Consider the following 14,561-nt stretch of genomic DNA (forward strand, 5'->3'; position numbering starts at 1 on the left):
TTTTTTGATGATGTTTTGCAATTTTTTTGCGAGGCTGGCAGAATTAAGCTGTATTCTTGCAGCGTTTTTGCAGCTATTGTAGCTGCAATGATCGAAGCTGCAATGTGTAAGATGGAAAAACGATGCCAACAAAAACTCCAACGATCGCGATCCGACTGCTTGGATTTTCTCCAAAAGAGGAAGAAACCTTCTCAACCGTTCTTGCCGTTCTCCGCGAGAAGGGCTATCGCTATCTGGTTTTAAAAACCGGTAGTCTACAAGATCCTGACATTCATATAGTCAATGCAGAAGATTTAAAAGCACTGGCCACCTTGTCCGACCTCAATCTGGGCGGAGCGCAGCCAGTATTGCTCATTGGTAAGACCGATGTCAATTTACATTATCAATCCATGCCACGCCCCATACGCTGGCGCAAGTTGTTTGATGTCCTCGATGAATTGATAGACCGTCGCCAGCTCTTGCTGACCACCTTAAGTGCTTTCGGTGAGGTGGCTGTGCCTGAGCGCCGTCTGCGTGAACGCCTGGACCTGGACCTGACCGACCCCAGCGAATATCAAAAAATGCGCCGCCCCAGCGTACCACGTGGCGGCATCATGATCGTCGACAAGGATATGCGTTTTCGCGAATATGTCGCCATGATCATGGATAAATATGGCATCACTGTGACTTTGGCCTGTGATGAACGTAGTGCCCTGATGCTGGATAAAAATAATCGTCATGCCATGACGATGATTAATTCTTCAACCCCGGATATTGATCCGTATCGTCTGTGCGCCGAGTTAAAAAAGCAAAATACTGACCGTAGGACGACAGTAATCTTTCTGGTAGACAAGAGTTTTAATTATAAATTAGCTAATGCACAACAGGCAGGGTGTGAAGGCTTTTTGACCAAGCCTTTGTCGAGGAAGCAGGTTTTGTCGACCATACAGAAGTTTTTGCAGTTGCGGTGAGGGTAGGGGATTCTTACCCGTCATGGTCTGAAGTCCCGGTTTTCTGATGCAATAAGATAAGCTTTGCCAGTGCCATCTGGCGAAGCTATTTTTTTGCCTGCCTCATTTGCTTAGCAATCGCATTCCTCGCTCCAGCCCTTCTATCGTCACCGGAAACATACGATTGCTCATAATCTGCTTGATGACAGAGATAGATTGCCGGTATTGCCACAGTCCTTCAGGTTCAGGGTTCAACCAGATGTATTTGGGGAAGGCTGAGGTAAAGCGCTGCAACCAGGTCGCCCCGGCTTCTTCATTGTTATATTCCACAGAGCCGCCAGCCTGCAGGATTTCGTAGGGGCTCATGGTGGCGTCACCAACGAAGATGACCTTGGTGTCCGGCGTATATTTGCGCAAGACATCCCAGGTCGGGAATTTTTCTGCATGACGGCGGCGGTTGTTTTTCCACAGATAGTCATAGACGCAATTGTGGAAATAAAAGAATTCCATATTCTTGAATTCGGTCTTGGCAGCAGAAAATAATTCTTCAGTCTGGGCGATGTGGTCGTCCATGGTGCCACCTACATCCAGCAGCATAAGCACTTTGATATTATTCTTGCGCTCAGGCTGCATCTTGATGTCGAGGTAACCGGCATTGTTGGCGGTGGCCTTGATCGTCGCATCCAGTGCCAGTTCTTCTTCTGCACCCTGGCGGGCGAATTTACGCAGGCGGCGCAGGGCGACCTTGATATTGCGGGTGCCGAGTTCGCGTTCAGCGTCATAATCACGGAAAGCACGCGCTTCCCACACCTTGACGGCGCTGCGGCCACCGCCTTTGCCACCTATGCGTATGCCTTCCGGGTTGGTGCCACCATTGCCAAAGGGGGAGGTGCCACCTGTGCCTATCCACTTGCTACCACCTTCGTGGCGTTCTTTTTGTTCTTTGAATAATTCCTGCAACCTGTCCATCAGCTTGTCATAGCCAAATTTCTCTATGGCGGCTTTTTGCTCATCGCTCAGTTCGCGCTCCATGCGCTTCATGAGCCAGTCCAGCGGGATGTCGGGATGCTTTTCAAAGATAGTATCTATGCCTTTGAAGTAGAGGCCAAAGGCTTTGTCGAATTTGTCGTAATGCGCTTCATCCTTGACCATGATGGTGCGCGCCAGGAAATAGAAGTCGTCGAGTGACATGCTGATCAAGCCTTTGTCCATGGCCTCCAGCAGCATCAGGAATTCCTTGATGGATACCGGGATCTTGGCGTCTTTCAGGGTAAAGAAAAAATCGATCAGCACTTGTCATTCTCCATTCGCTTACTAGTATTGCACTTTGTACGTTACGCTGTGTACATTACGCTTCGTATTTGGTTTGCATATATTGCAAATTCTTTTTCACACCCGCCCATTCAGAATTCAGGATGCTATATACCACCGTATCACGGATGCGCCCATCAGGCAAAATCATGTGATTACGCAAGACGGCATCGCGTTTTGCACCCAGGCGCTCTATCGCAGCCTGTGAGCGGCGGTTGAACCAGTCAGTGCGAAACTCCACGGCGATACAGCCAAACTCTTCAAAGGCATGACCCAGGAGCAGCAGCTTGCATTCGGTATTCACCGGGCTGCGCTGCACGCGCTGCGCATACCAGGTGTAGCCTATCTCCAGGCGTTTGTTATTGATATCCATATTACAGTATCTGGTGGTGCCGACTATCTGGCCAGTCGCATTTTCGCGGACGACGAAGGGGACAGCTTTTTGCTGTTGTTGCATGTCCTGGGCGATATTGAGCCAGTTCTGGGTATTTTCTGGAGAGGGGACTGAGGTAAAAAACAGCTTCCATAACTCGCCATCGGCTGCCGCGGCCTGGATGTCGGCCAGGTGATGTTGTTCCAGCGGCTCCAGAGTGACGTGTTTTCCCTTTAAAGTAATAGCTTTGCAGTGCATGTTCATCCTTTTGGCGGTGGTATTAGGCAGAAAAAGTGCATAGATAGTAAAATCTATCAGTTTGCTTAGTTTTGCATCCATCACAGCACGCGCATAGATACAGTCGTGCAGATTTTGAGCATGACAGTTGCGCAAATCTCACTCAAAAAGCAGAAAGATAGCTGCCTGTTGCAAGAATCGACAGGAAAGCTTGCTATCAAAAATAAATCCAGTTATACTGCAAAGCTGTATAGAATTTTGCGGCGTGGCATTTGAATCAAATGTTTTGACCTCGTCGCTTTGACCACGTTTAGGAAATCTCATGGCAAATACCGCACAAGCACGCAAACGTGCTCGTCAAGCAGTTAAACTGAATGCACACAACTCCAGCCAGCGCTCCACGCTGCGCACAGCGATCAAAGCTGTTCGTAAAGCGATCGAAGCTGGTGATAAAGCTGCTGCAGCAACAATTTTCCAAAGCTCCGTATCGGTTATCGACCGTATCGCTGACAAGAAAATCATTCACAAAAACAAGGCAGCTCGCCATAAGAGCCGTCTGGCATCTGCTTTGAAAGCACTGGCTTAATTTTAAGCCTGCTTCTAAAGTTGCAAAGCCGGTAAATTTTACTGGCTGCCTGAAGTGAAAAAAGCCGCAATTTATTGCGGCTTTTGCTATTTCCATTTTTACTTTGTGTTTTCTTCTGTGCCTTGCATATCTTGATATATCGCAGCTTGCTATCCTGGCTGCTGTATTCAGGTCATTGCAGATAGTTTTCAGGCAGTTTGCAGGTAGTTTTTAGGCGTTAAAAAAGGCAGGACTAAGCCTGCCTTGCTTCTGTACTGAAAAGCGACAGAATTACATGGATGCAGAAGCGGATGCAGATGCTGCTTTTTTCTTGGATTTCTTGGCTTTTTTTGCTGGCTTGGAAGCATCTGTCGATGCGGCTGCAGCAGCGGATGCGGCTGGAGCTGATGCTTTAGCTGAAGGAGCAGATGCTTGGGCGAAAGCAGTAGAAGCAAACAGACCTACTACCAGAGCGGCGATCAATTTTTTCATTTTGGTGTCCTTCATAAAGTATTGGTTAAGAGTGATTCATTTGAATCAAGGTCAATAACGCAGCCAGTGAATTGGGCGTTGACAGGAATTCTAATTAATTTATAACGATTATGGATTTTTTTCTGAATTTCTGTGCAAACATTATTTAAATTTTAACTTCCTGCCATTCGCCGGGTAATAAAGGGTGGGTTTCCAGTGAAAAACCACCTATGCTGATACGCACCAGGCGCAGGGTAGGCAGGCCCACCGCAGCCGTCATGCGCCTGACCTGGCGATTTTTTCCTTCTGATAGAGTCAGACATAACCAACTGGTAGGTATGCTTGCCCTGTCGCGTACGGGTGGGTTGCGTGGCCATAACCATGCTGGCGGATGGATATGTTTGACTATGCATGGCTGAGTTGTAAAATCACCGAGGTCCAGGGGTTGGCGCAATTTTTCCAGGGCTGCGCCGCTGGGTGTGCCTTCGACTTGCACCAGATAAGTTTTGGGTTGCTTATGGTCGGGATGGCTGATGCGGTTTTGCAGCTGGCCGTCATCAGTCAGTAATATCAATCCCTCACTATCGGCATCCAGCCTGCCTGCCGGATAGATATGTGGGATGTTGACATAGTCAGCCAGGGTAGGGCGGCTGGGGTGAGCCGAAAACTGGCACATCACATTAAATGGTTTGTTGAGTAAAATCAGTTTCATGGCAATATGGTAACCGTAAAATGCATAGCGACAAACTGGAGTGAGGCTGCTTGCGGTAGTGCAGTGAAACGGGGTTTATATTTTTTATATGGCTCCTATATATAGCTCCCATATAAAGCTTTTATATATGGCTTTTGTATGGCAATAAGTAAAAGACTGGTTTCTTAAGCTGATGATATTTTGTATTTTCAAATGTTTCAGTATGAGAAAGCCATGGCCACCGCATCGGCAGCAAAGCTGACAAACTGATGGCATACGGTAAAATAGTAGTGCATAATACGAAATGATGGTCTTGTGTCTTATAGAAGAGTGATTGCTCTACAAAATATACGCATGCAAGACAAATGATGAGAAAAGCGCCACCCGCTTGATCGCCCAACTACGGAGAAAACGATGTATCAACATATTCAAGTACCTGCTGAAGGTAAACAAATTACCGTCAATGCTGATTTTTCATTGAATGTTCCTGACAATCCTATCATCCCTTTTATCGAAGGCGATGGTACTGGTGTTGATATCAGCCCGGTCATGATCAAGGTCGTTGATGCGGCCGTAGCGAAAGCCTATGCAGGCAAGCGCAAAATCAGCTGGATGGAAATCTATGCTGGTGAAAAATCCACTAAAGTCTACGGCCCTGACGTCTGGCTGCCAGAAGAAACACTGAAAGTCTTGAAAGACTACGTTGTTTCCATCAAAGGCCCATTGACTACGCCAGTAGGCGGCGGCATCCGTTCCCTGAACGTGGCCCTGCGTCAAGAGCTGGACCTGTATGTCTGCCTGCGCCCAGTACGTTATTTCAAAGGCGTGCCATCCCCAGTGCGCGAGCCAGAAAAAACTGACATGGTTATCTTCCGTGAAAACTCTGAAGATATCTATGCTGGTATCGAATTCGCTGAAGGCTCTGACCAGGTTAAAAAACTGATCAAGTTCCTGACAGAAGAAATGGGCGTCAAGAAAATTCGCTTCCCAGAAACTTCTGGTATCGGCGTCAAGCCAGTATCCCGTGAAGGTACAGAACGTCTGGTACGCAAAGCCATCCAGTACGCAATCGACAATGACAAGCCATCTGTGACTATCGTCCACAAAGGCAACATCATGAAGTACACCGAAGGTGGCTTCCGTGACTGGGCATATGCTCTGGCGCAAAAAGAATTCGGCGCTGAATTGATCGACGGCGGCCCATGGTGCAAATTCAAAAATCCTAAGACAGGTAAAGAAATCACTGTCAAGGATTCCATCGCTGATGCATTCCTGCAGCAAATCCTGTTGCGTCCAGCAGAATACAGCGTTATCGCAACACTGAACCTGAACGGCGACTATATCTCTGACGCGCTGGCAGCTCAGGTCGGTGGTATCGGTATTGCTCCAGGTGCCAACCTGTCTGACTCTATCGCCATGTTTGAGGCAACTCACGGTACAGCACCTAAGTATGCTGGTAAAGATTATGTGAACCCAGGTTCGTTGATCTTGTCCGCAGAAATGATGTTGCGTCACATGGGTTGGCTGGAAGCGGCTGATCTGTTGATCAGCGCGACAGAAAAAGCCATCACTGCCAAGAAAGTCACTTATGATTTCGCCCGTCTGATGGAAGGCGCGACACAAGTGTCTTGCTCCGGTTTCGGCGATGTCATGATAGAAAACATGTAAGACGGATTCGGCAATCACTTGCCGGTGACTAAAAAGCCGACCTGATGGTCGGCTTTTTTATTTGTTGTGCCAGCAATCCCGGGCTGCTTGGCCGGGATTGCTCATGCAATCACATTATTCAAGGCATAACGTATCAAATCCGCCTGGCCTTCGATATTGAGCTTGCGCTTGATATTCAGTCTATGGGTTTCCACTGTCCTGACGCTAAGCCCCAACTCCCTGGCGATATGTTTATTGGATTTGCCGGTGGCAATGCTTTTCAAAATACCTTGTTCTCTTTGCGTTAGCATCTGGCTGGCGTCGTTATTGGCAGATTGCTTTTTCAATCCTGAGCTGAAGTACGTTCCACCTGCGATGACAGTATCGATGGCTTCGATGATTTCGACTGCTGGTGCATCCTTGAGTACATAGGCGCGGGCGCCTGCCTGCATGGACTGATTCACATATTCAGTCTTGTCATGCATGGACAACATGATGACGGCGATATGCGGATATTCCGCCTTGAAGCGCGCCGTCAGGCTGATGCCATTGCCAGTGCCGAGATTGATATCCATCAGGATCAGGCTGACAGGCTTGCTGGCAGCGATGGCCAGTGCTTCCTCTGCCGTACCTGCTTCGCCAGCGATGATGATGCTGGCGATGGTCTCCAGCCTCGCCCTGAGCCCATCCCTGACCAGAGGGTGATCGTCGATCAGTAGCAACTGAATTTGTGGCGCTGCATGGACCGTTAAATTCTCGGTCATTAATTTTCTCCATTTGATAAGCTGGCGGTCACGGTCGTGCCGTCAGTGCCGGATTGTAATTCCAAACGGCCATTGATTGCAGCCAGGCGCTCACGCATATTGCTCAAGCCTATGCCGCGATGCGGGTGATTCGCCACGCCTTTGATATCAAAGCCGCGACCATCGTCGCTGATGACGAGCTTGACACCTTCTGCATCATTGAGTATTTGCAAATTGACATGGCTGACTTGCTGGGCATGCTTGTGTATATTCGTCAGTGCTTCCTGGGCAACCCTGAACAGCACGGTGTTGCTGATTTCATCAAGGGTATGGAAGTCACCGGCAGCATGAAAGCTGACTGGCAAGCCACTGTCATGTTCAAACTCATCTGCCAGATGCTCAAAGGCGGCCACCAGGCCCAGATCATCAAGCAGGGCGGGGCGCAGATTATGCGAGATACGCCGGACTTCACTGAGGGCTTCGTTGAGCTGATCGGTAGCGCGGGAAAACGAGCCCTTCGCTGCTTCCGGCCCCGCCATGCCCTGAGTCAGCTTGACCTGGCCAGATTCTATCTGCAGCTTGACTGACACCAGTAACTGGCTCAGGCCGTCATGCAAGTCGCGCGACAGGCGTGCCCGCTCATCCTCTTGCGAGCTGACGACACTTTGTGCCAGTACTTTCAACTTGGCTTCTGCCAGGCGCGATTCAGTGATATTCAGGGCCAGGCCGGACAAGGCGATCAGCAGGGCGCTGATAATGGCAATACCAGCAATCCACGACATGGTGCGCTGTATGTTTTTTGCCACTTGAATGTCAATTTTGTTCAAAGCCTCGTCGACGTCATCGAGATAAATGCCAGTGCCCAGCATCCACCCCCATTGTTCCAGCATGACGACATAACCCAGCTTGGGCATGAGTTTTTTTGTGGATGGCTTCATCCACATATAGCGTATGGCTCCGCCGCCAGACTTGGCTTTGTTGATCAGATCGCGGATGGTGAAATTACCCTGCGGATCAGTCATGCTCCATAAGTCCTTGCCGACCAAATCAGTCTGGCGCGGATGCATGAGGTTTTTGCCTTGTAAATCATAGATGTAAAAATAGCCATCATCGCCAAAATCCAGGGCTGCCAATATCTTTTTGGCCTCCTCCTGAGTGGCAGGGCTTTGTTGTTTGCTATTGTATAAATGGGCAATTGCCGCTCTTCCCAGGGTGACATAATGCTTGAGTTCAGCTTCTTTACTGGAGACGTAGGCTTGCTCTACCGTGCTTCTTTGTTGTTTGGCCAAAAAAGTGGCTTGATAAAACACTGCCATCGCGATACCTGAAAATGCCAGTAATAACGGTGCTACTGCCAACAAGATAATTTTGTGCCTGAGCTTCATTCAGAAAATGGGGTTTGCGCTTGGTAAGGGTCTCTACTGTAGCCTTGAAGGCGGTTCATGCACAATTTAAAATTTGATAGAGGTATTTGATGGAAAGATTAATGAGGGGATTTGACGAAAAAAAACCCCGCAATTGCGGGGTTTTTTAAAAAACCAGAATCTGAGAAAAATCAGAGATTAAGGATTTTGAATGTTGGAAGCTTGCTTGCCTTTAGGGCCTTGCGTGACTTCGAACGTTACTTTTTGACCTTCTTTCAGGGTCTTGAAGCCGTTCATCTGGATTGCGGAGAAGTGGGCGAACAAATCCTCACCACCGTCATCCGGAGTGATAAAGCCGAAACCTTTGGAATCATTGAACCACTTGACGGTACCTGTTGCCATAATGCATCTTTCAAATAGAAACTAATCACACGAGCCGTAAAAGCAAGAAACCTAGCACTATGCTACCTCCCCCTTGACCTGCTCACTTCATATTGACGATTTAATACTTTATTTGTCAATAAATATCATTCTTGGCGGAAAAAAAGCTAAAGTCAAGAAACTTCTGGTTACAAATGAAGTAGTTTTGCAGTACTGTTGTATTTTTACTTAATGACAAGAAATTCCTCCTGTTCTGAAGATGAAGAAATTGTTTTGTCGTTGAAACTTGATCTGAAGGAATTAATCACCATCTGCGAACAATGCAGAAAGGGCGTAACATTGACCAGAGAGAAAATTAAGCCGTTTTTATTCGCTTATTATTTGTCTCTGAAATGAATCAACGTACTAGAATATACGTATGGGAAACAAGCAAGAAAACGGTACGATACTGGAACGCCAGGCGCAGAAGTTAAAACCGCCCTCCATGTATCAGGTTATTTTACTTAACGACGACTACACTCCTATGGAGTTTGTGGTGGCGATCGTTCAGGAATATTTTAATAAGGATCGTGAGACTGCAATGCAGATCATGCTCAAAGTACACAGGGATGGCAAAGGGATATGCGGTGTTTATTCCAAGGATATTGCACTGACCAAAGTGGAACTCGTTTTGACGCACGCCCGTAAGGCAGGACACCCCCTGCAATGTGTGATGGAGGAAGTATGATTGCGCAAGAACTGGAAGTTAGTCTGCATATGGCCTTTGTGGAGGCCAGGCAGGCTCGTTATGAATTCATCACGGTAGAGCACCTGCTGCTCGCCTTGCTGGATAACCCTTCTGCTGCGGAGGTCTTAAGGGCCTGTGCAGTCAATATTGAGGATTTGCGCAAAACCCTGGGTAATTTCATCACAGATAATACCCCTACAGTGCCGGGTACGAATGAGGTGGATACTCAACCCACGCTGGGTTTCCAGCGTGTGATACAGCGCGCCATCATGCATGTGCAGTCGGCATCGAATGGTAAAAAAGAAGTGACTGGTGCAAATGTGCTGGTCGCCATCTTTGGTGAAAAAGACTCGCATGCTGTGTATTATTTACATCAGCAGGGCGTAACTCGTCTTGATGTGGTCAACTTCATTTCGCACGGTGTGCGTAAAGACAGCCACAATGAGCCGCCAAAATCACCTGAAGGCACGGAAGAAAACCAGGCAGAAGCTCAAGCCAAAGAAAATCCGCTTGATCAGTTCACGCAGAATCTGAACAAGCTGGCCGCTGAAGGCAAGATAGATCCGCTGATCGGTCGCGACAATGAAGTTGAGCGCGTGATCCAGATTTTATGCCGTCGCCGCAAAAATAATCCTTTGCTGGTGGGCGAGGCTGGAGTCGGCAAGACCGCTATCGCTGAGGGCCTGGCATGGCGTATCACACAAAGCGATGTACCTGACATCCTGCAAAATGCCGTGGTCTATTCTCTGGACATGGGTGCTTTGCTGGCTGGCACCAAATATCGTGGCGACTTTGAGTTGCGTCTCAAAGGCGTGCTCAAACAATTGAAAGATACGCCCAACGGCATATTGTTCATCGATGAAATCCATACCATCATCGGTGCTGGTTCAGCGTCTGGTGGTACGCTGGATGCGTCCAACCTCTTGAAACCAGCCTTGTCCAGCGGACAGCTGAAATGCATAGGTGCGACCACATATACAGAATACCGCGGCGTCTTTGAAAAAGACCATGCCCTGGCGCGTCGTTTCCAGAAGATTGATGTCAACGAACCAACGGTAGAACAAACCGTGCAGATTTTGCGCGGCTTGAAATCCAAGTTTGAAGAGCATCACAACGTCAAGTATTCAGCCTCTGCACTGACGACTGCGGCAGAATTGTCGGCACGTTTTATCAACGATCGCCATTTGCCTGACAAGGCGATTGATGTCATTGACGAGGCGGGTGCTGCGCAACGTATTTTGCCTAAGTCCAAGCAAAAGAAAACCATAGGCAAGGCCGATATCGAAGACATCATTTCGAAGATCGCCCGTATTCCGCCGCAAACGGTTAATCAGGATGACCGCAGCAAGCTGCAAACCATAGAACGCGACCTGAAAAACGTGGTCTTTGGCCAGGAACCTGCGATTGAAGCACTGGCTTCGTCCATCAAGATGGCACGTGCTGGCCTGGGCAAGACGGACAAGCCTATAGGCTCTTTCCTGTTCTCCGGTCCTACCGGCGTCGGCAAGACCGAGGTCGCCAAGCAATTGGCCTTCACTCTGGGTATAGAGCTGATACGTTTCGACATGTCGGAATACATGGAGCGTCATGCCGTCAGCCGTTTGATCGGTGCGCCTCCGGGTTATGTGGGCTTTGATCAGGGTGGTTTGATGACTGAGGCCATCACCAAAAAACCGCATGCAGTGCTGTTGCTCGATGAAATAGAAAAAGCCCATCCTGATGTTTTCAACATCTTGTTGCAGGTCATGGACCATGGCACGTTAACAGATAACAACGGTCGCAAAGCAGATTTCCGCAATGTGATCATTATCATGACGACCAATGCGGGTGCTGAAAGTTTGCAAAAACGCTCTATCGGTTTCAACGACAGCAAAGAAGCTGGCGATGAAATGGCGGATATCAAACGCATGTTTACGCCTGAGTTCCGTAACCGCCTGGATGCCATAATCAGCTTCCGCGCACTCGACGAAGAGATCATTTTGCGTGTCGTCGACAAGTTCCTCATGCAACTCGAAGAGCAATTGCATGAGAAAAAAGTCGAAGCGACATTTACTGATAATTTACGCAAGTTCCTCGGTAAAAAAGGCTTTGATCCCTTGATGGGCGCACGACCTATGGCGCGTTTGATACAGGATATGATACGTAAAGCCTTGGCGGATGAACTCTTATTCGGTAAGCTGGTAACAGGCGGACGTGTCATTGTCGACCTTGATGATAAAGACCAGGTCAAACTGGAATTTTCAGAAGGCGACGCCACCCCACCAGAGGCATCTCAAGAGGTGGTCGAAGTCGAATAAATCCACCCTTGTTTGCCCCGGCCTGGTCCGGGGCATTTCATTGTAGCGGTAGTTTTTTGCGTGATGGAGACAAGTATGGCAGGCCTGACACTTCCCACATATGTACTTGAATACACAACCAAGACCATAGACGCAGTCCTATCCCAGACCGCCCTGGAAGGAAATGAAGTCGAGGTTGATGTCTATGAACGCAGCGATGTCAGCAAGAAGCATGTTGCGCTGGGCAAGCGACTGAAAGGGGACAGTGATATGTTCCGCGTCTCAGTCGGTGCTCATAATGACGACTGGAATTACACTATCCTGCGTGAATCTGCAGGGCGCAGCCGCAAACTGAAAAAGTAGTTATCAATGTAAAAAGCCCGGACAGATAAAACTGAGCCGGGCTTTTCATAGTCAGCCTGCGCTGGTTTCTATGATCGGTGAGCTGGTGATGGTTTTATGCACCGGGCATTTTGCCGCGATGGCAATTAATCTCGTGCGCTGTTCTTCAGTTAAGCTATCACCGTGTAGTATGACTTGTTTCTTGAAGATATCCTGCACACCTTCCTTGTGATGCGTCAAGTTGACTTCGACTTTGTCTAATGGCCATTGATGCTGGTTTGCATACCAGCGTACTGTCATTGCCGTGCATTCACCCAGGGCCGCCGTCAATAAATCAAAAGGGGCAGGGCCGAGGTTGCCGCCGCCAGCCTCCAGTGGCTCGTCACCTTTGATCAAATGGCCGGAAACATTGATGTTTACTGCAAAAGTGTTCTCGCCTGTTTCTGCGACATGGGCAGAGATGGTTTGATCTGACATTTAGATTTCCTATTCTGGTAATGGGATGAATTCGTCGTCGCCGGGGACTTTGGCAAAGCGCCCGTTTTTCCAGTCGTTTTTGGCTTGCTCTATGCGGGCTTCGGAAGTGGAGACGAAATTCCAGTAGATATAGCGTTGTTCTGGCAAGGTCGCGCCACCAAGTAAAACCAGGTGAGCATCGCTGGTGGCGGTGATGGTGACATCTGCACCTTCAGCAAAGACTGGCATGGTGCGCTCTGCGATGGTTTCACCCTCTACATGCACATCACCTGAAATCAGATAGAGGGCACGTTCTGCATATTCTGCAGGTACTTGCAATTGTGTGCCAGCAGGCATTTTTGCTTCCACATAAAACAAAGGGCTAAAAATCTTGACGGGGGCAGTATGACCGTAGGCAGAGCCCGCGATCAATTTCAGTGCCACATTATTGATGATAAATGCTGGCAGGCTGTCTGCAGCATGATGATGAAATTCTGGCTCAATTTCTTCAAATTCCTTGGGCAAGGCCACCCAGCTTTGCAAACCATGGGTGGTGCGTGTTTGCGCCCTTTGCTCAGGACTATTGCGTTCTGAATGGGTGATGCCACGCCCGGCGGTCATCCAGTTGACATCGCCAGCCAATATCTCTTGTTGGGAACCGAGGCTGTCGCGGTGATACATGCCCCCTTCAAACAGATAGGTAACAGTTGCCAGCCCTATATGGGGGTGAGGGCGCACATCCATGCCTTGCCCGGCTTCGAACTGTGCCGGTCCCATATGATCAAGAAAGATGAAAGGGCCAACCAAATGGCGCTTGGCAAATGGCAGGATGCGCCCGACAGTAAAACCGCCCAGGTCTTTACTGCGTGCAGGTATGGTCAGGCTGATGAGACTCATGATGACTTTTCTATGAAAATTTTCTACGATGTTGGTGTCGTACCCGACGGAGGGCAGGATGGCATATAGCAAAGTCATTTGCGTGTATGCCAGTCATCACTTTTCAGGTGATGTAGTTTAGTCAGCATTTTAATCCAGATTACTGATTCAGGTTTTATCCTGTTTAACTGGTTAATGTAGAGAGGAAGAGTGTCTATCCTGGCTTACAATGTCTCGAGTGGATTGTTTGTACAAAATCCGAATCCCATTCTTTATCAAGGATATCTTTATGAAATTACTCGCTTTCGCTGCCAGCAGCAGCAAAAAATCTGTCAACAAGCAATTGGTCACCTATGCTGCCAAACTGCTTGCAGGTGCCGAAGTGGAAGTGCTGGATTTGAATGATTATGAATTGCCTTTGTTCAGCGTCGATAAAGAAGCTGACCTGGGCAAGCCTGCCCTGGCCCTGGCATTTCTGGACAAGATCGCCGCCAGCGATGCCCTCCTGATTTCATTTGCTGAACACAACGGCTCTTACAGTGCTGCCTATAAAAACCTGTTTGACTGGTGCTCACGTGCCAATGGCAAGGTTTTCCAGGGTAAGCCCGTGGTTATGATCTCGACTTCTCCTGGCGCGCGTGGCGGTGCCAGTGTATTGGCTGCTGCGACTGGCTCAGCCCCATTCTTTGGCGCAGACCTGAAAGCCAGTTTGTCGATTCCGGCTTTCTACGATAATTTTGATGTGGAAAAACAGGAATTGAAGAATGAGGAATTGAAGGCTAAATTGGTGGCGGTGTTGGCTAGTTTCACCTGATTTCTTATTGTTCATGTTTGAACAGGTTTACCGCCTTACTATCTGGTTGATTGCAGCCATTTATGTGTTGATGGCAGCGGTATTATTGTGGGCAGGTACGTAACCAGACCAGTATCTGATTTATGTGCGTGGCATTACTGAGGCGCTGTCATATCCATTCTTGCCGGTGTTGATGGCATTGCTGATGCTGGCAGCGCTTTAAGCGAAGTTTGCCTGGGCATCGCGCTCATATTCTTGGGGACGGATCTGGAAATTATTGCTTCGCTTTATCGTAGATACCACTTTTGTACTGCTCACTGGTATAACAATGATGCATGCGTCACCTTATCATGCCTGTTTTTTTGGGGCTGTTTTTTCG

At 48.5% G+C, this 14,561-nt stretch carries 16 protein-coding genes; 8 read left to right on the forward strand and 8 right to left on the reverse strand.

What is annotated here, in order from left to right; genetic code table 11:
• Positions 1-122: 122 nt before the first annotated feature.
• Entirely contained in the window at positions 123-950 is an 828-nt protein-coding gene (locus ACO0LF_RS23690) for a response regulator (protein ID WP_423018495.1), read from the forward strand.
• Positions 951-1,052: 102 nt separating this feature from the next.
• Here ACO0LF_RS23690 and ACO0LF_RS23695 read toward each other — a convergent pair whose 3' ends face one another.
• On the reverse strand, positions 1,053-2,222 hold the full coding sequence (locus tag ACO0LF_RS23695; protein ID WP_423018496.1) for a vWA domain-containing protein: 1,170 nt from the start codon (positions 2,220-2,222) through the stop codon (positions 1,053-1,055).
• A gap of 55 nt (positions 2,223-2,277) precedes the next feature.
• Entirely contained in the window at positions 2,278-2,871 is a 594-nt protein-coding gene (locus tag ACO0LF_RS23700) for a GNAT family N-acetyltransferase (RefSeq protein WP_423018498.1), read from the reverse strand.
• A 301-nt stretch (positions 2,872-3,172) separates the two neighbouring features.
• Here ACO0LF_RS23700 and rpsT point away from each other — a divergent pair, with 301 nt between their 5' ends.
• A complete protein-coding gene (rpsT, locus tag ACO0LF_RS23705) occupies positions 3,173-3,436 on the forward strand; it encodes a 30S ribosomal protein S20 (RefSeq protein ID WP_162040741.1) in 264 nt (87 codons plus the stop codon).
• Positions 3,437-3,710: 274 nt separating this feature from the next.
• Positions 3,711-3,965: a hypothetical protein gene (locus tag ACO0LF_RS23710; protein ID WP_423018500.1), complete on the forward strand. Its 255-nt coding sequence runs from the start codon at positions 3,711-3,713 to the stop codon at positions 3,963-3,965.
• 87 nt (positions 3,966-4,052) lie between these two features.
• Here ACO0LF_RS23710 and ACO0LF_RS23715 read toward each other — a convergent pair whose 3' ends face one another.
• On the reverse strand, positions 4,053-4,598 hold the full coding sequence (locus tag ACO0LF_RS23715; RefSeq protein WP_423018502.1) for a pseudouridine synthase: 546 nt from the start codon (positions 4,596-4,598) through the stop codon (positions 4,053-4,055).
• Between the two features lie 393 nt (positions 4,599-4,991).
• Here ACO0LF_RS23715 and icd point away from each other — a divergent pair, with 393 nt between their 5' ends.
• Positions 4,992-6,245 (forward strand): NADP-dependent isocitrate dehydrogenase, encoded by a 1,254-nt coding sequence (icd, locus tag ACO0LF_RS23720; protein ID WP_110257378.1) that lies wholly within the window; start codon positions 4,992-4,994, stop codon positions 6,243-6,245.
• Between the two features lie 101 nt (positions 6,246-6,346).
• Here the strand turns inward: icd and ACO0LF_RS23725 are convergent, their stop codons facing one another.
• The 3 genes from ACO0LF_RS23725 to ACO0LF_RS23735 all read right to left on the reverse strand — a co-directional run bounded on the left by ACO0LF_RS23725 (position 6,347) and on the right by ACO0LF_RS23735 (position 8,733).
• Positions 6,347-6,988: a response regulator transcription factor gene (locus tag ACO0LF_RS23725; protein WP_423018504.1), complete on the reverse strand. Its 642-nt coding sequence runs from the start codon at positions 6,986-6,988 to the stop codon at positions 6,347-6,349.
• Entirely contained in the window at positions 6,988-8,352 is a 1,365-nt protein-coding gene (locus ACO0LF_RS23730) for a cache domain-containing protein (protein ID WP_423018506.1), read from the reverse strand. The genes ACO0LF_RS23725 and ACO0LF_RS23730 overlap by 1 nt, the downstream gene beginning before the upstream one ends.
• A 177-nt stretch (positions 8,353-8,529) precedes the next feature.
• On the reverse strand, positions 8,530-8,733 hold the full coding sequence (locus tag ACO0LF_RS23735) for a cold-shock protein (RefSeq protein ID WP_162021162.1): 204 nt from the start codon (positions 8,731-8,733) through the stop codon (positions 8,530-8,532).
• 397 nt (positions 8,734-9,130) lie between these two features.
• On the opposite strand from ACO0LF_RS23735, the gene clpS reads away from it, so the two are divergent.
• From clpS to ACO0LF_RS23750, 3 genes are all read left to right on the forward strand, one after another.
• On the forward strand, positions 9,131-9,439 hold the full coding sequence (gene clpS, locus ACO0LF_RS23740) for an ATP-dependent Clp protease adapter ClpS (protein WP_110257372.1): 309 nt from the start codon (positions 9,131-9,133) through the stop codon (positions 9,437-9,439).
• Positions 9,436-11,736, forward strand: coding sequence for an ATP-dependent Clp protease ATP-binding subunit ClpA (gene clpA / locus ACO0LF_RS23745; protein ID WP_423018508.1), 2,301 nt, complete (start codon positions 9,436-9,438; stop codon positions 11,734-11,736). Before clpS ends, clpA begins: the two co-directional genes overlap by 4 nt.
• A gap of 75 nt (positions 11,737-11,811) precedes the next feature.
• Entirely contained in the window at positions 11,812-12,078 is a 267-nt protein-coding gene (locus ACO0LF_RS23750) for a hypothetical protein (protein WP_423018510.1), read from the forward strand.
• Between the two features lie 51 nt (positions 12,079-12,129).
• On the opposite strand, the gene ACO0LF_RS23755 is transcribed toward ACO0LF_RS23750, so the two are convergent.
• Both ACO0LF_RS23755 and ACO0LF_RS23760 read right to left on the reverse strand, forming a co-directional pair.
• On the reverse strand, positions 12,130-12,534 hold the full coding sequence (locus ACO0LF_RS23755; RefSeq protein ID WP_423018512.1) for an OsmC family protein: 405 nt from the start codon (positions 12,532-12,534) through the stop codon (positions 12,130-12,132).
• 9 nt (positions 12,535-12,543) lie between these two features.
• Positions 12,544-13,410 (reverse strand): pirin family protein, encoded by an 867-nt coding sequence (locus tag ACO0LF_RS23760; protein ID WP_423018672.1) that lies wholly within the window; start codon positions 13,408-13,410, stop codon positions 12,544-12,546.
• Between the two features lie 268 nt (positions 13,411-13,678).
• Here ACO0LF_RS23760 and ACO0LF_RS23765 point away from each other — a divergent pair, with 268 nt between their 5' ends.
• Positions 13,679-14,203 carry an NADPH-dependent FMN reductase gene (locus tag ACO0LF_RS23765; RefSeq protein WP_423018514.1) on the forward strand — a complete coding sequence of 175 codons (525 nt, stop codon included), beginning with the start codon at positions 13,679-13,681 and terminating at the stop codon, positions 14,201-14,203.
• Positions 14,204-14,561 lie beyond the last annotated feature (358 nt).

The sequence above is a fragment of the Undibacterium sp. Di27W genome (genome assembly GCF_049340345.1).
Classification (GTDB): Bacteria; Pseudomonadota; Gammaproteobacteria; order Burkholderiales; family Burkholderiaceae_D; genus Undibacterium.